General features: G+C 37.6%; 17 protein-coding genes and 1 pseudogene. 11 read left to right on the forward strand and 7 right to left on the reverse strand.

Annotation, left to right across the window (positions count from 1 at the left end):
• Positions 1-3: 3 nt before the first annotated feature.
• Complete coding sequence (locus F984_RS04615; RefSeq protein WP_004707447.1) at positions 4-1,491, reverse strand: TolC family protein; 1,488 nt, start codon at positions 1,489-1,491, stop codon at positions 4-6.
• A 376-nt stretch (positions 1,492-1,867) separates the two neighbouring features.
• On the opposite strand from F984_RS04615, the gene serC reads away from it, so the two are divergent.
• Positions 1,868-2,947, forward strand: coding sequence for a 3-phosphoserine/phosphohydroxythreonine transaminase (gene serC / locus F984_RS04620; RefSeq protein ID WP_001203175.1), 1,080 nt, complete (start codon positions 1,868-1,870; stop codon positions 2,945-2,947).
• A 58-nt stretch (positions 2,948-3,005) separates the two neighbouring features.
• On the opposite strand, the gene F984_RS22850 is transcribed toward serC, so the two are convergent.
• Both F984_RS22850 and F984_RS04625 read right to left on the reverse strand, forming a co-directional pair.
• Entirely contained in the window at positions 3,006-3,152 is a 147-nt protein-coding gene (locus F984_RS22850) for a hypothetical protein (protein WP_000691793.1), read from the reverse strand.
• A gap of 33 nt (positions 3,153-3,185) precedes the next feature.
• Positions 3,186-4,127 (reverse strand): hypothetical protein, encoded by a 942-nt coding sequence (locus F984_RS04625; protein WP_004707450.1) that lies wholly within the window; start codon positions 4,125-4,127, stop codon positions 3,186-3,188.
• Positions 4,128-4,383: 256 nt separating this feature from the next.
• Here F984_RS04625 and F984_RS04630 point away from each other — a divergent pair, with 256 nt between their 5' ends.
• Together F984_RS04630 and F984_RS04635 are read left to right on the forward strand one after the other, a co-directional pair.
• On the forward strand, positions 4,384-4,869 hold the full coding sequence (locus F984_RS04630) for a YaiI/YqxD family protein (RefSeq protein WP_079377047.1): 486 nt from the start codon (positions 4,384-4,386) through the stop codon (positions 4,867-4,869).
• 10 nt (positions 4,870-4,879) lie between these two features.
• Positions 4,880-5,788, forward strand: a complete 909-nt coding sequence (locus tag F984_RS04635; protein ID WP_004707455.1) for a DMT family transporter — start codon at positions 4,880-4,882, stop codon at positions 5,786-5,788.
• A 29-nt stretch (positions 5,789-5,817) separates the two neighbouring features.
• Here F984_RS04635 and F984_RS23125 read toward each other — a convergent pair.
• Positions 5,818-5,898: pseudogene (locus F984_RS23125) on the reverse strand (PilZ domain-containing protein); the annotation flags it as partial.
• Between the two features lie 137 nt (positions 5,899-6,035).
• Here F984_RS23125 and F984_RS04640 point away from each other — a divergent pair.
• The 3 genes from F984_RS04640 to F984_RS04650 all read left to right on the forward strand — a co-directional run bounded on the left by F984_RS04640 (position 6,036) and on the right by F984_RS04650 (position 10,466).
• On the forward strand, positions 6,036-7,271 hold the full coding sequence (locus tag F984_RS04640) for a lipoprotein-releasing ABC transporter permease subunit (RefSeq protein ID WP_004707458.1): 1,236 nt from the start codon (positions 6,036-6,038) through the stop codon (positions 7,269-7,271).
• Complete coding sequence (gene lolD, locus F984_RS04645; RefSeq protein ID WP_004707461.1) at positions 7,264-7,950, forward strand: lipoprotein-releasing ABC transporter ATP-binding protein LolD; 687 nt, start codon at positions 7,264-7,266, stop codon at positions 7,948-7,950. The genes F984_RS04640 and lolD overlap by 8 nt, the downstream gene beginning before the upstream one ends.
• 83 nt (positions 7,951-8,033) lie before the next feature.
• The gene (locus tag F984_RS04650) at positions 8,034-10,466 is read left to right on the forward strand and encodes a DNA internalization-related competence protein ComEC/Rec2 (protein ID WP_004707462.1); all 2,433 of its coding nucleotides are present in this window, start codon (positions 8,034-8,036) and stop codon (positions 10,464-10,466) included.
• On the opposite strand, the gene F984_RS04655 is transcribed toward F984_RS04650, so the two are convergent.
• The gene (locus F984_RS04655) at positions 10,419-11,402 is read right to left on the reverse strand and encodes a lysophospholipid acyltransferase family protein (RefSeq protein WP_004707465.1); all 984 of its coding nucleotides are present in this window, start codon (positions 11,400-11,402) and stop codon (positions 10,419-10,421) included. The two genes, F984_RS04650 and F984_RS04655, sit on opposite strands and share 48 nt — an antisense overlap.
• 132 nt (positions 11,403-11,534) lie before the next feature.
• On the opposite strand from F984_RS04655, the gene sppA reads away from it, so the two are divergent.
• Entirely contained in the window at positions 11,535-12,551 is a 1,017-nt protein-coding gene (gene sppA, locus F984_RS04660) for a signal peptide peptidase SppA (RefSeq protein ID WP_002052797.1), read from the forward strand.
• A gap of 19 nt (positions 12,552-12,570) precedes the next feature.
• Complete coding sequence (locus tag F984_RS04665) at positions 12,571-13,380, forward strand: alpha/beta fold hydrolase (protein ID WP_002052584.1); 810 nt, start codon at positions 12,571-12,573, stop codon at positions 13,378-13,380.
• Between the two features lie 64 nt (positions 13,381-13,444).
• On the opposite strand, the gene purN is transcribed toward F984_RS04665, so the two are convergent.
• Together purN and purM are read right to left on the reverse strand one after the other, a co-directional pair.
• Positions 13,445-14,074 (reverse strand): phosphoribosylglycinamide formyltransferase, encoded by a 630-nt coding sequence (gene purN, locus F984_RS04670; RefSeq protein WP_002052470.1) that lies wholly within the window; start codon positions 14,072-14,074, stop codon positions 13,445-13,447.
• On the reverse strand, positions 14,071-15,141 hold the full coding sequence (purM, locus tag F984_RS04675) for a phosphoribosylformylglycinamidine cyclo-ligase (RefSeq protein WP_000071984.1): 1,071 nt from the start codon (positions 15,139-15,141) through the stop codon (positions 14,071-14,073). The genes purN and purM overlap by 4 nt, the downstream gene beginning before the upstream one ends.
• 135 nt (positions 15,142-15,276) lie before the next feature.
• Here purM and cxpE point away from each other — a divergent pair, with 135 nt between their 5' ends.
• The 3 genes from cxpE (at position 15,277) to rbtA (ending at position 19,364) form a co-directional block, all read left to right on the forward strand.
• The gene (cxpE, locus tag F984_RS04680) at positions 15,277-16,470 is read left to right on the forward strand and encodes a chloramphenicol efflux transporter CxpE (RefSeq protein ID WP_002052735.1); all 1,194 of its coding nucleotides are present in this window, start codon (positions 15,277-15,279) and stop codon (positions 16,468-16,470) included.
• Between the two features lie 20 nt (positions 16,471-16,490).
• Positions 16,491-17,189 (forward strand): DnaA regulatory inactivator Hda, encoded by a 699-nt coding sequence (hda, locus tag F984_RS04685; protein WP_001249536.1) that lies wholly within the window; start codon positions 16,491-16,493, stop codon positions 17,187-17,189.
• 324 nt (positions 17,190-17,513) lie between these two features.
• Positions 17,514-19,364, forward strand: a complete 1,851-nt coding sequence (rbtA, locus tag F984_RS04690) for a rhombotarget A (protein ID WP_004707471.1) — start codon at positions 17,514-17,516, stop codon at positions 19,362-19,364.
• Positions 19,365-19,368 lie beyond the last annotated feature (4 nt).

The following is a 19,368-nucleotide window of genomic DNA, read 5'->3' on the forward strand; positions in this document are numbered from 1 at the left end:
CCATTAGCGGATATAGTCGGTGTGTGGTTGAGTCACATAAGCTTTAAACTGGTCCATAGAACCATGGCTTTGCAATAGCGTTGCGAGCGACATGACATATTTATAAGCATTTAAAGCCATTTCTGTTTTTAAAGCACTTAACGCATTTTGCGCGTCAATGACTTGTGTGGCTGTTCCCATACCTTCACGGAAAGAAAGCTCCTGAATACGTAAGTTTTCTTGAGCTGCATTGATATTTCTTTGAAGTAAGGTATGACTTTGCTGCGCTGAATTGAGCTCGTTATAAGACTTATTCAATAAAGCTTCAATCTCTTGTTTAGTTCGTTCAGTCATGAGTTCTGAGGCATAACGTTTTAACTCGGCAGCATGAATATTCTTATTTTTATCTACGCCAGAAAACAGATTGTATTTTGCCATGACACCTACAATCCAGTTTTCATTTTCATCGAGTGAATATTCACCAAAAGCAAAGAGGCTTGGCTTTTTAGCTGCTTGTTGAGCCTGAATATTCGCATTAGCCAATTGGATGTCTAACTGCATTTTTTGCACAAGGCTCGATTTTTGAGCGTAACTACTTAGCAGTGCTTCTAAAGATTGGCTACGAACTGTATTTACAAAAAGAGGAGTACTCAAATCAGGATTACTTTGCTGATGAAGAAGATTGTTTAAACTGAATTGGCTAGCATTCAGATTTGCTTGAGCATTTTGTAAAGTTCGTTCGGCATTGTTACGGGCAACTTCAAATTGCATGCGTTGTCCTTTACTAATAAAACCTTGCTGTTCGAGCTTTAGCGCGTTGCTGTAATGTTTTTGCATTGCATTAAAGTTAAATAAGCTACTCGCGACCAGTTGTTGTTGTAATTGCACATTAAAGTAACTTTGTACGACTTCGAAGCGCTGTATGTCTTGCTGTTGTTGGCTTGAAAGCTCGGAACGTTGAGCTTGAATATTAGCTATTTTCTTTGCACTAGTCGTCAAGCCTCCTGTATAGATTGGCATCACAACTGAAATAGATGGGCGAACCACTTGGTCTTCTACAGTCAAATTAGCGTAGTTAGGAAAACGATTGATTCCATCATGGATGATTTGGTTTGAACCTTCTTGAACTTGTCCTAAAACATCTGATGGAATGACATTGTTCCACTGAGACAATTTGTCGTTTAATCCTTGGCTTAAATCATTCTCAAGTTTTTGCTTAAAACCACTAAGTGGCACATCTGTTTCACTATGAAACGCGTATGCTCTAACGTTTAAATCAACTCTGGGTAAGCCTAAACCTTTTACTGCTTCGGCTTCTAATTGAGAGGCTTGTTGTAAAGCTTGGTTGGCTTGAGTGCTATACGAGCTTTTTAAAGCTTGTTGTTCTGCTTCAGCATAACTTAAGCTTTGTGCATAAATAGGCGTTGCAATAAATACTCCCAATACCAACGCAAGGTAATTGGGTTTAAAGAAAAAAGGGCGTATTGACTGTCGATACTGATGTGTTGGCATTTTATATAACAATTTTTGATCATCCCTTATAGTTTAAATTTCTTGTTATTAAATTCAATTATCATATTGTTTATTATACAATTGTATAAAAGCACAAAATGATTTTGAGTTTATTTTGCTTGACGGAAAATCATACAGCAAACTTTATATATTCCTCACAGTATGGGGAACTCGATTAACAAGTCAAGTTGAACTTTATTTAATAAAACTTATAAAAAAATAAGTGAAAGCAAAGAAATAAATAAAATAGTTATTGAAAAAATAAACCTAAATACGCCCTAGCATTGAAATATTTACTAGAGAAGCTGCTGCAAGCTTAAGCAATCTGTGGTTAAATGCCTTTTTTTATTGTGTTTCACTTTACAAGGGAAAAATCATGCGCGCGTACAATTTCTGTGCTGGTCCTGCTGCATTACCTACTGCCGTTTTAGAAAAAGCTCAAAAAGAGTTGTTGGATTGGCAAGGTAAAGGTCTATCCATCATGGAAATGAGTCATCGTAGTGCTGACTATGTTGCCGTAGCTGAAAAAGCTGAAGCAGATTTGCGTAAGCTTATGAATATTCCTGAAAACTATAAAGTGCTGTTTTTACAAGGTGGCGCGTCATTACAATTTTCAGCAATTCCTTTAAACCTGCTTGGTAAAAATAACAAAGCAGATTATATCCATACAGGAATTTGGTCTGAAAAAGCGTTAAAAGAAGCAAAACGCTATGGCGATATTAATACTGTAGAAGCAGGTATTAAAGTAGATGGTAAGTTCGCCATCTCTGATCAAAGCGAATGGAACTTGTCTGACGATGCAGCATATGTTCATTATGCAGATAACGAAACAATTGGCGGATTACAGTTTGCAGGTATTCCTGATGTTAAAGCGCCACTTGTATGCGACTATTCATCAAGTATTTTATCAGCTCCATTAGATGTGACCAAGTTTGGTTTAATTTATGCCGGCGCACAAAAAAATATTGGTCCTGCTGGTTTAACAATCGTTATTGTTCGTGATGATTTACTTGACCAAGCTAAGCCAGAAATTCCAAGCATTTTAAAATATGGTGACCAAGCGAAAAATGGTTCTATGGTAAATACACCATCAACTTATGCTTGGTACTTGTCTGGTTTAGTATTCGAATGGTTACTAGAGCAGGGTGGGGTAGACGCTATTCATAAAGTTAACCTTGAAAAAGCTCAGTTACTTTATGGTTATATCGATTCAAGCGATTTTTATAATAACCCGATTGCTATTCCAAACCGTTCAATTATGAATGTACCATTCACGTTGGCAGATGAAGCTTTAGAAAAGCAATTCTTGAAAGAAGCTGAAGAAAATCATTTATTGAACTTGGCCGGTCACCGCTCAGTTGGGGGTATGCGTGCAAGTATTTATAACGCTGTGCCATTAGAAGGCGTGCAAGCACTTATTCGCTTTATGGATGATTTTGCTAAACGTAATGGTTAAGTAAATCAAAAAAATAAAGCCCTCAAAAAGAGGGCTTTATTTTTATATAATTTATTAATTAAAAAGGCATAAAACCAAATTGATGTATCATCATCGCAGCTAAGAACATACCTAAAATGAAAAAGCAAAACGCACCAGTATCGACCCTTATACGTGGGTTACTAGTTTGAATGAGGCTGGTGGTTTGTTCAGGTATAATCTTCATTCAATAGCCTAATTTTTAAAATATTAGTGAAATTCAATTAGTTTCACTATTTTTAGCATAAATATTCGCCTGAATCCAGATATTACCGCGAATATATTCACCAATATTAAAGTTTTTGTACAAATCATTTTGAGTCGCGATGCGCACTAATATGGCAGGAAGATTGTCTTCTAAAACTAAAGTGACATCGTAAAGGGTATATTCTGCACCCATAAATGTCATTGAAGTTTTACCGACAATATTACCTTGGAACCATGCTTCGTCTTCTTGACCAAGATTTTCCCCATATAAATATGCAACCATTTTTGAAAAATCAACCGTCACAGGTTGTTGATCTTCCTCAGTTTTTGGTTGCCATTCATTAATGAGTTCTTGTAGGTTTTCAGGTGCAATACCATTATTTTCAGTTAAAATTGCATTTAACGCACGGTGATGCTTAATTGATGCCGGATCATCTACAACAATTGTTTCGCCGGCAGGGACGGACTCTAATTCATAAGCCCATGCATTAAATTGAACTTGGTAAGTTTGGGTTTTGTCATATTGACAACGATTAACACTAAATAAATTATCAAATGCATAAACAGTCGTATTTTTATTTAATCTTAAACTTAATACTGCCTGAGTTGCTGAATCACAAGTAATGATGCGTTCAATTTGTGCATTATATTGATACGGGCTTTCAAAACTAGGAAATGCTGTTTTTAAAGCACGAGGCTTTTGATTTTCAACTGCAATAATTTGGTTAATGGTGACATTTTGCCCTTGAGGACCTTGAATCAGCCAAAAAGATTGATCCATTTCATCTTCACTTTGGCATAAACCCATTGGCATTACAGGAGCATCAAGCGCCAGTCCAAGCCATTTTGGTACATCTGTCTCTGGATGGGCGGTCAGTAGATTCCAATGCTCGCCATGACTACCAAAATTTTGGTCGTTTACCGTAATAACTTCTGGACTGTTTTGATTTTTCATAAGTACGATTGATGTTGGGTTTATCTCACTTGTTATATTAAATCGAGGGTAATTGCTATTTTTCAAGTCAACATATGTAAATTCTCTTGCAAAAGCACATATTTACTTATTAAAAAGCCTTTCAATAGGCAAAACACGTGCTTTTAAGAGTGAATTTAGTCGACTGTTAAGAGATTGTTAAAATTAAATTTAGAAAACAAGTTTTATATTTAGCGCTATTCTCTAATGAAATGCATCTGTTAGACTTATATTTTTAGTGGAAATAGAGAATAACGTGCTGCCATTTAAGTTATGGGTAGACGCAGATGCATTACCTAAAATTCTGCGTGAAGTCATTTTGCGAGCTTCAGATCGTTATCAGTTAGAAGTGATTTTTGTAGCCAATCAAAATGTCGGCATTACCCCATCGGTACGCATTAAATCAATACAGGTTTTAAGTGGGGCTGATCAGGCCGATCAGGAAATCGTTGATCGTATGTCTGAAAATGACATTGTAATTACACAAGATATTCCGCTTGCTGCTCAAGTTATTGAAAAAGGTGGTATCGCGATTCATCCACGTGGTGAGATTTATACCACTGCAAATGTTAAGGCACGATTGCACTTACGTGACTTTATGGACACGCTGCGTGGTGCTGGAGTCCAGACAGGTGGTCCTCCTCCAATTTCAGAACGTGATAAGCGTGAATTTTCCAGTGCACTCGACCAAACAATTTTAAAGCAAAAACGTAAAACTGCTTAGTGAGCTTCTTATGCCATCCCAGACCAACTTGGCTTCAACTTATGTCTTGCTTGTATTTATTTGGGCAACGACACCTTTAGCCATTGTATGGAGCGTGTCTGACTTACATGTCATGTGGGCCTTACTACTACGTTTTTATATTGCTTTACCTCTTTCGGTTATTGTTTTACTTATTCTAAAAACTTCTTTTCCCACTCATAAGCAAGCTCTCCATAGTTATTTTGCAGGGTCTTTTAGTTTGATTGGCTCTCAAATTTTTACTTATGCTGCAACTCAATATTTAAGTTCAGGCATGATCGCACTCATGTTTGGTCTGGCGCCTATCATGGCTGGATTAATTGGCCGTTTTGCTTTTGGTCAGCATCTTTATAAATTGCAGTGGCTTGGTATGGCGATTGCCGTTTGTGGTCTAGCAATCATTTGTTTGAATGGATCTGGTCAGCACGTGCATCCATTTGGCATTGTTTTAATGTTGATCAGTGTTTTTGTTTATTCATTTTCTATTTTTTGGGTAAAAAAAGTGAATGCCCAAATTCAACCTATGGCTCAGGCAACAGGTTCAATCTTGGTCTCATCGCTTTTGGCGAGCTGTCTTATTCCATTTATTTGGCAATATGCTCCGACCCATTTGCCGCAAGCTAAATCCTTATTTGCTCTAATTTATACAGTTCTTATGGCTTCACTCGTTGCTATGTTCTGTTATTTCAAACTTGTACAAAATATCAAAGCAACTACTTTATCGCTTACAACCGTTATTACGCCTATGTTAGCTATGATGATTGGTGCTGTTTTAAACCATGAACATCTTTCAATGATGGTTTTTGTGGGGGCATTTATTATCTTGTTTGGTCTATTCCTGTATTTCTATAAAGACATTCAAGCAAACCGTAATTTTGCCCAACATATTAAATCTAAATAGGAGAAGATGAGGGTAATTTGTTGAGCTTATTCATTAAATTGTTCTAATTCGTAGCTAAATGCATGATCAAATTGATCTCATATCTTAAGTAGTAGAAAATAGCGCAGCAATATAATATTAGGATTGTTAAGGGTAGGTCAGAACTTACTGATTTTTAAACCTTAATACAGCATCTAACGATATGGCTAAATAAGAAGTGTGGATCGCACTTCTCTATTTTCCATCAATGACCTTGGATTTAGAAGGTATGTTTAAACCAATCTCACTGTATATAGGGTTGAGATATACTCGCGCACGACGCAGTAATCATTTTATTTCTTTTATTGCATTGGTTTCGATGGTCGGTTTGACACTTGGTGTCGCTGTACTGATCACGGTACTTTCTGTAATGAACGGTTTTGACCGCGAATTGAAAAATCGTGTTTTGGGAATGGTACCGCAAGCGACAGTTTCTTCAACGCAAATTCTTACGGATTGGCCTGAGCTGATTAAACGAGTTGAAAATCATCCCCATGTGACTGGAGTTGCACCTTTTACTCAATTACAAGGTATGTTAACTGCTCAAGGGCAAGTGGCTGGTATCATGGTGACGGGTATTGATCCGAAATATGAAAAGAATGTATCTATCATTCAAAATCATATTGTTGCCGGTAGCCTCGACTCACTTAAAAAGGGTGAGTTTGGTATTGTGCTTGGTAAAGACATGGCCGATTCACTTGGTTTACGTCTAAATGACAGTGTGACATTAGTATTACCAGAAGCAACGCCATCACCAGCAGGTGTTGTGCCTCGTTTTAAGCGCTTTAAAGTGGTGGGTATTTTCAGCGTAGGTGCTGAAGTGGACTCAATGGTCGGATACATTGCTTTATATGATGCATCGACTTTATTGCGTTTACCTGATGGTGCTCAAGGCGTCCGTTTAAAAATGGATGATATTTTTGCAGCACCTCAAGTTGCCGATGATATTGTGAAAAACTTGCCAAGCAATTTCTACGCAACGAACTGGACCTATACACACGGTAATTTGTTTAATGCCATTCAAATGGAAAAAACATTAGTTGGTTTATTACTTGTACTGATTATTGTGGTTGCTGCATTTAACATTGTTTCTTCTTTGGTCATGGTGGTAACTGACAAAAAATCGGACATTGCAATTTTACGTACTTTAGGTGCGTCACCATCCATGATTACTAAAATCTTTATGGTGCAAGGTACAGTGATTGGTGTGATTGGTACAGTTGCGGGCACGGTTTTAGGTGTAATTTTGGCACTTACGATCAGTGATATTATTTCTTGGTTTAATAATGTTCTTGGACTTAATTTGTTCGATGCCTATTTTGTACATTACTTACCTTCGTACTTAAGATGGCAAGACGTGACAATTATCGTGATTGTTTCTTTACTCTTAAGTTTCTTGGCAACAATTTATCCGGCGCTTCGTGCAGCCAAAGTTCAACCTGCCGAGGCATTGCGTTATGAGTAAAGTCGTTCTAGAAGCAAAAGATATTTATAAGCATTTTGATGATGGTAAATCTAAGGTTGAAGTCATTAAAGGTCTTTCTTTACAAGTTGAAGCAGGACAGTTTGTCTCTATTGTTGGTGCAAGTGGTTCAGGTAAAAGTACTTTGTTACATGTACTCGGTGGCTTAGATCAACCGACTCAAGGCCAAGTCTTTTTAAATGGTCAGCGCTTTGATAACTTAGGTGAAGCAGAACGTGGTTTTCAACGTAATCAGTATTTAGGTTTCGTTTACCAGTTTCACCATTTATTGCCTGAATTTAGTGCGCTTGAAAATGTGGCAATGCCTTTAATGCTTCGAGCGGACAGTCAATATAAGTCGGTTAAGGCTCAGGCTGAGTATTTGTTAGATCGAGTTGGGTTATCTCATCGTATGGACCATAAACCAGGTGAACTTTCTGGTGGTGAACGTCAACGTGTGGCTCTTGCTCGAGCATTGGTGACTAAGCCTGCGGTCGTTTTAGCTGATGAACCAACCGGTAATTTGGACCGTAAAACAGCTGTAGGTATTTTCCAATTACTTACCGACTTGAAGAAAGAACTAAATATGGCGATGCTCATTGTGACCCATGATGAGCAATTAGCTCAGGCAGCAGATTCTATCTTGCATATGGAAGATGGTTTGTGGGTAAGCGGTTCTTAAAAAATTGTCATTAAATCACATTGTTAAAGCCCACTGAGTTGGGCTTTAATTTTGCCCCTAAAATGATAACGACAAGATTTTAAATGTTTAAAATTATTTTATTGGGGTGGGTTGGTGGTATTGCATTGATGGGCATTAATTTACCTTTAATTATGCAATATGGAAAAGTAGGCAAAGCTCTGCTGTTACTTGCTTTTATTTTCTATCTTTTTAAACGCTCAGTATTCGTTAGCCGACCATTTTTAAAGGCAATGTATTCTTTGTTATGTGCAGCCAGCCTTTTTGTTGTGGGGTATCAATATGCCGAGAATGCGTTGGTCGAACGCTTACAACAAAGAGAAATGGATTCAAAAAATCTCGATATTATTGTTTATATAAATCAACTAAGTGAAGAAAAAGACAATAAAGTTCAACAAAGTGCTCAAGTATTAAACCTATCTAAAGATCCGGTAAATTGGCTACTGTATTTAAAAAATGATAATCAAAGTATGTTGAAGAGCAATCAAGAACTTCAATTAGGCCATTACTATCGACTATCTGGAAAAACAAAACCTGCTCATAGTTACGCCACAGCAGGAGCTTTTGATCAGGAAAAGTGGTTTATTCAGCGAAATATAATGTCTGGTTTTATTGTTCAGTATATTGAGCCTTTAAGCCTTGATGAAATTTATCGATTGGGATATCAACAGCATTCAAGAGAACAGCAGTCCTTTTTTAATAGATTTCAAATAAATATAGAAAAGCTGCGCTTAACTTTTAGACATCTATTGGAAAATTCTTCACTACAACAAAAAGGACTAATTTTAGCTTTGCTGACTGGTGATGAAAGCCTTTTATCAGATGAGACCCAAATACAATTTAAACAATTGGGAATTGCTCACTTGTTAGCGATTTCAGGGCCACATGTACTTATTTTTGCCATTATGTTGTCTTGGTCCTGTCATCAAGTCATCTGCCGTTATTATCCTCAAATTTACTTATGGAAACCCAAACAAGTTTTGATGGCTATACCATGCTGTTTCGGTGTTTTAATTTATACAGCTTTTGTGGGTTTCGAAATTCCTGCACTAAGAACATTGTTGTCAGTCTTTATATTTATTTCTTTTATATTATTAAAACAACCTCTTAAACCATTTGTATTGCTCATATACAGCGCAAGTTTATTATTACTCATGGACCCGTTTAGTGTCTTGTCTGCAGGGTTTTGGTTGTCTTATGGGGCATGTTTTATTTTATTAAGAATTTATCAAACTATAGTTCAAATACCTGATCAACATTTTTTAAGCTTACGCTCGAAAATGATTTTTATGACTAAGGTGTTAATTGAGTCTCAAGGCAAAATCTTTATTGCATTGAGTCCTTTAACCTTACTTTTCTTTCAACAAATTTCTTGGATTGCTCCATTAACCAATATTGTTGCGGTGCCTATCGTTGGTGGGATTATTGTTCCTTTAAATATTCTGGCTGCTTGTACATGGTTTATTGTCAAACCATTTGGAAACATGCTTTTTTATTTCAATGATATCTTGCTCAGTATATTGCTGAGTTGTTTAGGCTTATTAGAAAAACTGTCTTTACCACTACAAGGTATAAGCTTGACGCCACTGGCTTTATTCGCAGTGAGTTTAGGCATCCTTATTTTATTTTTGCCTAAAGGCATTTTGCCAAAAACATGGGGAATGCTCTGTTGTTTACCTCTCATTGTTGTGAATAAAACGAACCAACCAATTCAACTTCATATTTTAGATGTTGGGCAGGGGCAGGCTATTTTCTTGCAGCAGCCTGAACAAAACTGGCTAATTGATACAGGTGGTTCTTATGATGAAAAGATCTTTAGTATTGGTCAAAATGTTGTAGTTCCATTCTTACGCCAACAAGGAGTGAAGCGATTAGATCGTGTTGTGCTCTCTCATCTTGATCAAGATCATAGTGGGGCTTTTCCTTTCATTCAGCAGGAGATTCCTATAAAGCAGGTTCTCTCAAATGAGCAATCTTCCACTACTCTAAAGCAGCCATTTCAGTATTGTCATCAAGGTCAACAATGGCAATATCCTGAGTTAGATATTCAAATTTTATGGCCTAAAGAAAAAGATTTGGCTTTTGTCCATTCTGAACAGAATCAATATTCCTGTGTGGTATATCTGCATTTTAAAGGAATTAGTGATTACCAAAATTTTCTGATTATGGGAGACGCTGGATGGGAGGCAGAATACGAATTGTTAGAAGACTATCCAAGTTTAAAAGTAGATGTTTTGGTATTAGGCCATCATGGAAGCAAGCACAGTTCGGCTTATGATTTTTTAGCAACCCTAAAACCAAAACTGGCAATTGCATCGGCAGGGTTTGATAACCGTTATGGCCATCCAAGCCAAGAGGTTATCAATCGTTTAAAAGCCCTTCATATCCCGCTTAAAAGTACAGTAGAGCAAGGAACGTTAAGTTTTGTTTTGGAAAACCAAAAAATAGTTTTACACAACCGACGTTTTGAGCGCCTCTGGTTGCGTAGAGTTCCCTAAAGCTTCAGCCTTGAGCCTATTCACGGTTTTAATCGCTTCTGCAGGGTCAATATTATAAACATTGTCTAAAGCTGGGTTTGCTTTAAAGCGTTTATAGCTCCAGTGATAGTGTTCTGGATATTTATGGATGAGTTGCTCAATTGCCTGATGGATGACATAAGTACCATCGTCTGCAGTTCCTTCATAGATCTTCTCATCCATTGGTTCGATATGCATGGTAAAACCATCATTTTCATTACGGATCGCATAAAGGAATAAAGCTTTTGCCTTAGTCTTCTGGATGAGTTTTGCACTTAAATTACTTGAAGCAAGTGGCACACCAAAATAGTTCACCATATCTCCCCCAATGTTCGGAGTATGATCTGGCAAAATTACTGTAGTTTCACCTTGTTTGAGTGCTTTAAAAATTTGTCTTACACCAGTTTCATCGGTCGGGACTAGATTTGCTTGTTCACGACTGCGAGCTTCTCGTACAAAACGGTCAGCATCATCATTTTTCACTGGTTTATATAAAATAGTCATTGCTGTGAACTGAGCACACCATGCATTCATGACTTCCCAAGTGCCAAAATGAGGAACAATGAGTACAACACCTTTTTTTGCTGCTAAAGCATCGTGAAAGTATTGTTCGCCTTCTATCCGATGGATACGAGCAATATTCTCTTCATTAGATGAACCCCAGATACTTAAAAACTCGAAATATGAGGTTAATTCATTACGTACAGCTTTTTCTGTAATTGCTATACGTTGCTGTGGTGTTAAGTGGGGCAGTGCAATTCTTAAGTTAAGCTCTATACTTTTTGAAGTTTTAGTAATTTTTAAAGTATTTACAAGGCCAGCCAATAGACGAGCAATAGAACGCCCAAATTGAATAGGTAGTCGGCTAAATGTTTTGAGTAATTGATAGTTCATGCTTTTTGAATCTGGTCTGGTCATCTATAGCAGTAAGGAGGAAACAACAAGTAAAAAAAGACAAAAATATTATAAATGAAATCATATTATTTAGACAGTTTTTATCAAATCAACGTATATAATGACATCATTTCGATTGATTTGGATTGGAATTTTATGTCCGATTGGCCACCAAAACCACAAAATGAACCTATAACCTCTAAACAGAACGGACCGGAATGGCAAATCCTTGAGAAAGCTGTGCTGGCTTCTGTAGAAGAACAACGCCGTAGTCGTCGCTGGGGTATATTCTTTAAAACACTTACTTTTATTTATCTATTGTTCATTGTTGTGTTAATGGGCAAAGGTTGTTCGACCAGCAAAGAAGGCTCAGCAGCAAGTAGTAGCAGTGCTCATCTGGCTGTGGTTGATATTGTTGGAACCATTGATGCTTCAAGCAATCAAGCAGTAAATAGTGAAGATACGAATAAAGCGCTTAAACGCGCCTTTGAAGCTTCAAATAGCAAAGCAATTGCACTTAATATTAATTCTCCTGGCGGTTCTCCTGTTCAGTCGGATGAAATTTGGCAAGAAATTCGCTATTTGAAAAAAGAACATCCTGACAAGAAAGTCTATGCAGTGATTGGCGATATGGGTGCTTCAGGTGCTTATTATATTGCTTCTGCGGCTGATGAAATTATTGTGAATCCATCAAGTTTGGTAGGCTCAATTGGTGTCATTATGCCGAACTATGGCATTACTGGTTTAGCTCAAAAACTTGGAATTGAAGACCGTACTTTGACAGCGGGCACCAATAAAGACATTTTAAGTATGACAAAACCGATTAATCCTGTACAACGAGAGCATATTCAATCTGTACTCGATAATGTCCATACTCATTTTATTAATGCAGTGAAAGAAGGACGCGGGAAACGCTTAAAATCAAATGATCCTGCTATTTTCTCAGGTCTTTTCTGGACTGGCGAGCAAGCAATCCAGTTGGGTGTCGCTGACCGCTCAGGTAACATTACGAGCTTGATGCGTGAACTGAAGCTTGATAATAAAGTTGACTACACAATTGAACGTAATCCACTGCAATCTATTTTAGGTCGAATGGGAGCAGAAATGGGTAAAGGTTTAAGTGAGTCAGTTGCTCAACGTTTACAGACGAGCCAAGACGCAAAGCTACAATAATTTAAATCAGGATAACGGTATGTCAGTAAAACCGGTTATACACTTTGCGCATGCCAATGGCGTGCCGTCTAAGGTGTATCAAAAGTTGTTTGATCAATTAAAAGATGAGTATGACGTAATTTATGTTCCACTCATTGGGCCTGACAAACGTTATCCGATTACCAATCACTGGCCTTTTTTGGTTGATCAGGTGATTGATAGTATTGTACGCCAAGCGAAGGGGCGCAAGGTGATTGGACTTGGTCATTCGTTAGGTTCAGTTTTAACCTTAATGGCATCTTTTAAACGCCCTGAGCTTTTTTCACAAGTAATTATGCTAGATCCGCCTCTTATTTTGGGTCGATACTCTTTTGCTTTTCATATGGCAAAATTATTTAAACCTAAAATAGTCGATGACATGACACCTGCGGGTTTATCTGCACGTCGTCGTGAGCATTGGGAGTCTCGTGAGCAAGCCGCTGCATTGTTACGTCCAAAAGGTTTTTATAAAGACTTTGATGAAGACTGCTTTCAAGCCTATATTGACTATGCTTTAAAAGAAGATCCAGTTCGTGGCGGTGTTACTTTAACTATTTCTCGTGAAGATGAAGTTGCGATATTCCGTAAAAATCCTTCTTGGTGGTGGCTACCTATGCCAAAACCGAAAATGCCTGTACATCTAGTCGTGGGTAAAGAGAGTGCCTTCTTAAAAAGAGGTTTTCCTCAAATGGCAAAGCGTAAAATGGGAATTCCATTTAGTGTGGTTGAAGGAGGGCATATGTTCCCTCTAGAGCATCCAATTGATACAGTGAATTATATTAAGAAGCTTATTCATAGCAATTCACGCTAATAAGACTTTTATAAAAAAAGGACATGCATGCATGTCCTTTTTTTACTTACGTTGAGCAAATCTTTTACCAAGATGCAAAACGAATAGGGTGTTCAAGAATTTGATTACGGAAATAGGCTTGTCCATCTTTCCATGTCAGCTGGCCATTACATAACCATTCTGCAACTTGAGGATAAATAAAATGCTCAAGTTTATGTACACGTTCTGCCAAAGAAGCAACATTGTCATGTTCTTTGACTTCAATTGCAGATTGAGCAATTGCTTGACCAGCATCAAGTTCAGAAGTTACAAAGTGAACTGTACAACCATGCAATCGATCGCCCGTATTTAATACACGCTGATGTGTATTAACACCTTTATAAGCAGGTAATAGCGAAGGATGGATATTGAGCATTTTACCTTGCCATTTATCGACAAAGTTTGCAGTTAAAATACGCATGAAGCCAGCTAAAATAACGATATCAGCTTGCCATGCCATAAGTTGCTGATGCATCGCTTCATCAAAATCGGCACGACTAGGAAAGTCTTTATGCGAAATTACCGCTGTTGCGATATTGGCATTTTGAGCACGCTCTAGGGCATAAGCATCGGCTTTATTGGACAATACACCTACAATTTGCCCTGATAGACGTGCATCTATCAAGGCTTGTAAGTTACTGCCGTTCCCAGAGACTAGAACAGCAATTTTCATCATTCAAAGATCACACGAATTTTTTCGTCTGCACCTTCCACTGATTCAGCATTTTCTTGGATATGTCCGATTTTCCAAGCTTTTTCACCTTGAGCATTAAGCACTTCAATTGCTTTTTCTGCATCATTTGCGTCAACTGCAATCACCATACCTACACCACAGTTAAAGGTACGGTACATTTCAAAACGTTCTACATTACCTTCACGTTGTAGAAGTTTGAATAATTCTGGCCATTCCCAAGAAGCTTCATTAATGACAGCTTGAGCACCATTTGGTAATACACGCGGTAAGTTACCAGGTAAACCGCCACCAGTGATGTGTGCCATAGCATGCACATCAACTTGTTTGCAAAGCTCAAGAACTGGTTTTACATAAATACGTGTTGGTTCCATTGCGACATCTGCAAGAGGACGGCCATCAATCACTTGAGTTAAGTCTACATTCTTAACATCAAGGATTTTACGTAGTAATGAATAACCATTTGAGTGAGCACCACTTGATGCAACACCAATAAGTACATCACCAGATTTTACTTTAGAGCCATCAATAATTTTGCTTTGCTCAACAACACCCACTGCAAAACCAGCAAGATCGTAATCTTCACCTTCATACATACCAGGCATTTCAGCTGTTTCACCACCTACAAGTGCACAACCTGCAAGTTCACAACCTTTACCGATACCAGTAACTACGTTTGCAGCTACGTCTACATTTAAGTGACCAGTTGCATAATAGTCGAGGAAGAATAATGGTTCTGCACCACAAACCAAAAGATCGTTAACACACATAGCGACAAGATCTTGGCCGATTGTGTCATGACGATTAAGGTTAAGTGCTAAACGTAATTTAGTACCTACACCGTCAGTTCCAGAAACCAAAACAGGTTCTTCGTAACCTTTAGGAATTTTGCATAGTGCACCAAAGCCACCAAGTCCGCCCATTACTTCTGGACGAGTTGTACGTTTAGCGACTGACTTGATACGATCGACCAGTGCGTCGCCCGCTTCAATGTCAACACCCGCATCTTTGTAGCTTAAACCGGTATTTGGGGTAGAAGTTGAGTTGCTCATAAATGAAGTCTCCGCATTGGCGGCAGATTATAACCTGAATATACGAAACTCTTATGTTATTTATGCTCGAAAATGCTATCTTTAATAAAAATATTTTTCCATTTATAACGATTAAATCAAAAAAGGCTAGATTTTATGCAAGATCGTATACTGCGCCGTATTTTCTTACTCGCAGGTATTGTATTGCTGGTATGGGTATTATACTTGCTCAAGCCTGTGGTCATTCCATTTCTTGGTGCTTTTTTCCTGGCTTATTTATTCAGTCCACTTGTCGATGTTCTAGTAAAAATTAAGCTCCCTCGTTGGTTGGCAATTAGCATCGTTTTTATCGGTATCGGTGTAACTTTAACTGTTGCATTATGGTATTTGGTTCCACTCATCTGGAAACAACTTGTTTATGCTCGAGATAGTATCCCTGCTGGAATTCATTGGATTAATGCAGAGCTACTGCCTTGGATTTCTTCGACCTTCCATGTACAACAAATGGAAATCGATACCGATCAAATGTCCAAAGCGGTTATGGATTATGTCCAGACCAATTACAGTGCCGATAGCATTCAGGCTGTTTTATTAAAGCTTGCACAATCAGGTCTGAATTTTATTCAGATTGGTGGAACACTCGTTTTAATTCCAATTATCGCTTTTTATTTTTTATTAGACTGGGACCGTATGTTGCAGAACTTACGTCGTCTCATCCCACGACCATATGAAGCCACTACCTTACAAATCGTTCGTGAATGCCATAGTGTTTTAGGAGCATTTGTTAAAGGTCAGTTCCTCGTTATGCTTTTGCTCGGTGTGGTCTATGCGGTAGGTCTACAATTAATTGGGTTAGAGGTTGGACTTATTATTGGTATGGTGGCAGGCCTTGCCAGTATTATTCCTTATTTGGGATTTGCAGTCGGCATTATTGCAGCCATTATTGCAAGTCTATTTCAGTTTGGAATGGACTGGACTCACTTGTTACTCGTTGGTGTGGTTTTTATGATTGGTCAAGCTGTAGAAGGCTATATTCTACAACCATTCCTACTCGGTGATAAAATTGGTCTTTCACCAGTTGCTGTTGTATTTGCTGTTTTGGCAGGCGCGCAACTTGCTGGTTTCTTAGGAATGCTCATCGCATTACCAGTGGCTGCGGTCATTGTTGTACTCTTAAAGCACTTAAGGGATAACTATGAAAAGAGTAGCCTTTATGGTGCGTATTCGGAATTATTTGTGCAAGAGGGTAATATTCAGCAAATTCATGTAGAAACTGAAAATACTAAACTTGATCTTGAAGTTAAAACACAGCAAGATACAGATACACCAAATCTTTCAGATCAGAAATAATTTCAAGGCCAATTCATTATATGCGTCAACTCCAACTGGATATAGAACCTCAACTTGATGCCCGAATCAGTGATTTTTCGGGACCAGGTTGGGGGCATGTAGTCGATGCAGTGCGTCAACTACATGCAGGTCTAGTCAATAGATTTTATATCTATGGTGGAGCTGGAACAGGTAAGAGTCATTTGCTTTCAGCGATTTGTGATTCTTATTTAGAAGTAGGCAAGTCAGCAATAAAAGTTTCACTGTTGGAACTTCTTGATGCTCCGATTGAGGCAATTACTTGTTTAGAGCATTATGATTTAGTTGCTTTAGATGATATTGAATCTATTAGTGGCGTGCCGCACTGGCAAAAAGCTGTGTTTCATTTAATGAATAACCATGAAGGACAACTTGTATTTTCTTCACGTGTTGCACCGATTGAATTAAAACTCGAGTTACCAGACTTACAATCACGTCTTACCCAAGCGGTCAGTGTAAAAGTGCCAAGTGGAAGTTTATATGCAGACCGTTATGCTTTAGTCACTTCTGTTATGGCGAGACGTGGTATCCATTTCGATCAGCAGATTGTCGACTATTTACTTTTACATGGGCCGCATCAAGCTTCTGTTTTATTACAAACCGTAGCACAGTTAGAAAAACTTCTTAAAGGTGAAAAGACTAAACTTTCAAATGCAACGTTAAGACAAATTTATGCTTTGATTGACGAATACCAACAATAAATTGTTTCTTACATCTCGTTATTTCTTTGGTTGGGGTGAACTTGGGTTTTTTGCTATAAAAATAATGAACTATTAAATACTTATGCTTTAAACTTTAAAGTGTATTGTTAAATTTTTTCCTAAGAAAATTTTCATATATCAATAGATGCTTAAATAACCAAATATTTATAAAGTTATATGAACAAAATGACCGGATAGGCCGATCAAAATATCTTGAGAAATTCTGATTCCTGTGACAAAGTACGCACAAAGGATGCGATTGCAAAAGTGGACACTTTGCAATATTGACAAAGAAAAATGAAAAAAATAGGTAAGGAGAAGGGTATGCTCAAACGGAGCATTGCTTTTGCATTATTGGCTGCTGCTGGGCACGCTTATTCTGCTGATATTCAAGTGACAAGTTTAGCTGATGAAGATAAAGATGATACGGTATGTACGCTTAGGGAAGCTGTACAGTTCCTAAATTATCGTGGCTCATCTAATGCAGCTGACGTTGAAAAATATGCAAATGGGTATCATGGTTGTGGAAATAAAGATGCTTCATCAAATATTATTTTACAGCGCGATCAAGAATATAGCTTAAATAGCAGAATAACGATTACAGCTCCTCTTACAATTAGTACAGCAAAAAATGATTCTACTTTAGTAGACGATCAACCAGGTTCGCATAACGCGACAATAAAAATGGTGGGTACAGATCAGCTATTTAAGATTGATGATGAGAATGTTGAAAAAGCATCTTTTTCTGTTTCTTTAAGCGATCTTAATTTACAAGGTGCAGGTTCTAGTACGACAGCATTAGAAGGCGGGTTGATTTATAACCATGAACAATTAATTATTCGAAATTCACGTTTGATAAATGGTTATGCAACACGAGGTGGTGCAATTTATAACGCAGGTAATTTATCTAATACGGCAAATACTGCTGGTATCGTTACGCTTATCAATAATTTAATTCAGAATAATAAAGCAGCTCAAGGTGGCGTTCTATATAGCGAAATGCCACTCTATTTTATTACTCAATCAGTAATACGTGATAATGAAGTTACAACGGCAGATAATGCTTTACTTTATACACAAACTAAATTTGCCGATGAAAGTACAGGGGGGTATTTAACTTCCAGAGCAATTGGTATAAGTAATAGTACAATTTTTCATAATAAAGGTGGTTTTATTGCGAACGTCCGAGACGGAATGTTTGTTAATAACATTACCATGATTAAAAATGATAAAGGGCTATTTCTTGATGCTCCACAAAGTAATGCCTCGGTTTCAAATAGTATATTAGTAGGAAATACTGTTAATTGTCAGGTAAGTACGACTGACAAGGCCGTCATACAAAGTAATTTAGTTACAGCAGAATGTAATCGTAATGCTACTGCAAAGCTACCTAATATTCTTTATCCAAATAATGAAAAATTAATTGCTGGTGACAGTGATGAGGGGGTATGTGATGTAACTTCTCCGACAGGATTATTATGTCCTTACAATACACCCAAAGATAGTTTTTTAGGTTTCTTTAAGCCTCGTTTACTTGAAAGCTATCAAAGTTTATCTGACTCATTGATCATTAATAAAGGTCGTCTTTATAGTGATGCTACTTCAATTGGTTTAGCAAGCTGCGAGAGATATGATCAACGTGGTAAAAATCGTAGTGGTTACGATGAACTTTGTGATTTAGGTGCAATTGAATATATTTTAGATAACCAAATTGCTCCAGTTGGCCAAGATATTAAATATGGTCAAGTTGCAAAATTTAGTATTTTAGGCTCTTTGAGTGAAGCAGATTTGGTCACTCCTGCTACATGTAAACGTTTATTTGGTGACCGTCCTGATGGTAAAGAATGGCAACCTGGATGTCTTAAAGTTATACAAAGTACTGATACGCCAATTTCTAAAGGTACTGTTACTTTAGATCAGAATGGAAATGTTGTTTACACACCAAATGGAAATTGGCATGGTGCAGACATTTTTAAAATTCAAGTTGTTACGAGTGTATCAAGATTTAATGATGGTTCAGATTTTCAATATATTACTATTCCTGCAACTGTAGTCCAAGAACCTGTATCTGGCATCGAAGATAAGTCTGTGAGCACAGGTGGAGGGGGAAGTGTTGGTAGTGGATTAATTTTAGGGTTATTTGGATTAATTGCATTACGCCGTTTCAAGTCATAATCAG

It is taken from the genome of Acinetobacter nosocomialis NIPH 2119 (assembly GCF_000368085.1).
GTDB classification, from domain to species: Bacteria; Pseudomonadota; Gammaproteobacteria; order Pseudomonadales; family Moraxellaceae; genus Acinetobacter; species Acinetobacter nosocomialis.

What these genes read in the sequence shown, in the direction of transcription:
- F984_RS04655 (WP_004707465.1), bottom strand. Translation starts at nt 11,402, where the DNA reads ATGACCAGACCAGATTCAAAAAGCATGAACTATCAATTACTCAAAACA.
- cxpE (WP_002052735.1), top strand. Translation starts at nt 15,277, where the DNA reads ATGCAAGATCGTATACTGCGCCGTATTTTCTTACTCGCAGGTATTGTA.
- F984_RS04635 (WP_004707455.1), top strand. Translation starts at nt 4,880, where the DNA reads ATGCCATCCCAGACCAACTTGGCTTCAACTTATGTCTTGCTTGTATTT.
- F984_RS04615 (WP_004707447.1), bottom strand. Translation starts at nt 1,491, where the DNA reads ATGCCAACACATCAGTATCGACAGTCAATACGCCCTTTTTTCTTTAAA.
- F984_RS22850 (WP_000691793.1), bottom strand. Translation starts at nt 3,152, where the DNA reads ATGAAGATTATACCTGAACAAACCACCAGCCTCATTCAAACTAGTAAC.
- F984_RS04665 (WP_002052584.1), top strand. Translation starts at nt 12,571, where the DNA reads ATGTCAGTAAAACCGGTTATACACTTTGCGCATGCCAATGGCGTGCCG.
- purN (WP_002052470.1), bottom strand. Translation starts at nt 14,074, where the DNA reads ATGATGAAAATTGCTGTTCTAGTCTCTGGGAACGGCAGTAACTTACAA.
- serC (WP_001203175.1), top strand. Translation starts at nt 1,868, where the DNA reads ATGCGCGCGTACAATTTCTGTGCTGGTCCTGCTGCATTACCTACTGCC.
- rbtA (WP_004707471.1), top strand. Translation starts at nt 17,514, where the DNA reads ATGCTCAAACGGAGCATTGCTTTTGCATTATTGGCTGCTGCTGGGCAC.
- hda (WP_001249536.1), top strand. Translation starts at nt 16,491, where the DNA reads ATGCGTCAACTCCAACTGGATATAGAACCTCAACTTGATGCCCGAATC.
- lolD (WP_004707461.1), top strand. Translation starts at nt 7,264, where the DNA reads ATGAGTAAAGTCGTTCTAGAAGCAAAAGATATTTATAAGCATTTTGAT.
- F984_RS04640 (WP_004707458.1), top strand. Translation starts at nt 6,036, where the DNA reads ATGTTTAAACCAATCTCACTGTATATAGGGTTGAGATATACTCGCGCA.
- F984_RS04650 (WP_004707462.1), top strand. Translation starts at nt 8,034, where the DNA reads ATGTTTAAAATTATTTTATTGGGGTGGGTTGGTGGTATTGCATTGATG.
- sppA (WP_002052797.1), top strand. Translation starts at nt 11,535, where the DNA reads ATGTCCGATTGGCCACCAAAACCACAAAATGAACCTATAACCTCTAAA.
- purM (WP_000071984.1), bottom strand. Translation starts at nt 15,141, where the DNA reads ATGAGCAACTCAACTTCTACCCCAAATACCGGTTTAAGCTACAAAGAT.
- F984_RS04625 (WP_004707450.1), bottom strand. Translation starts at nt 4,127, where the DNA reads ATGAAAAATCAAAACAGTCCAGAAGTTATTACGGTAAACGACCAAAAT.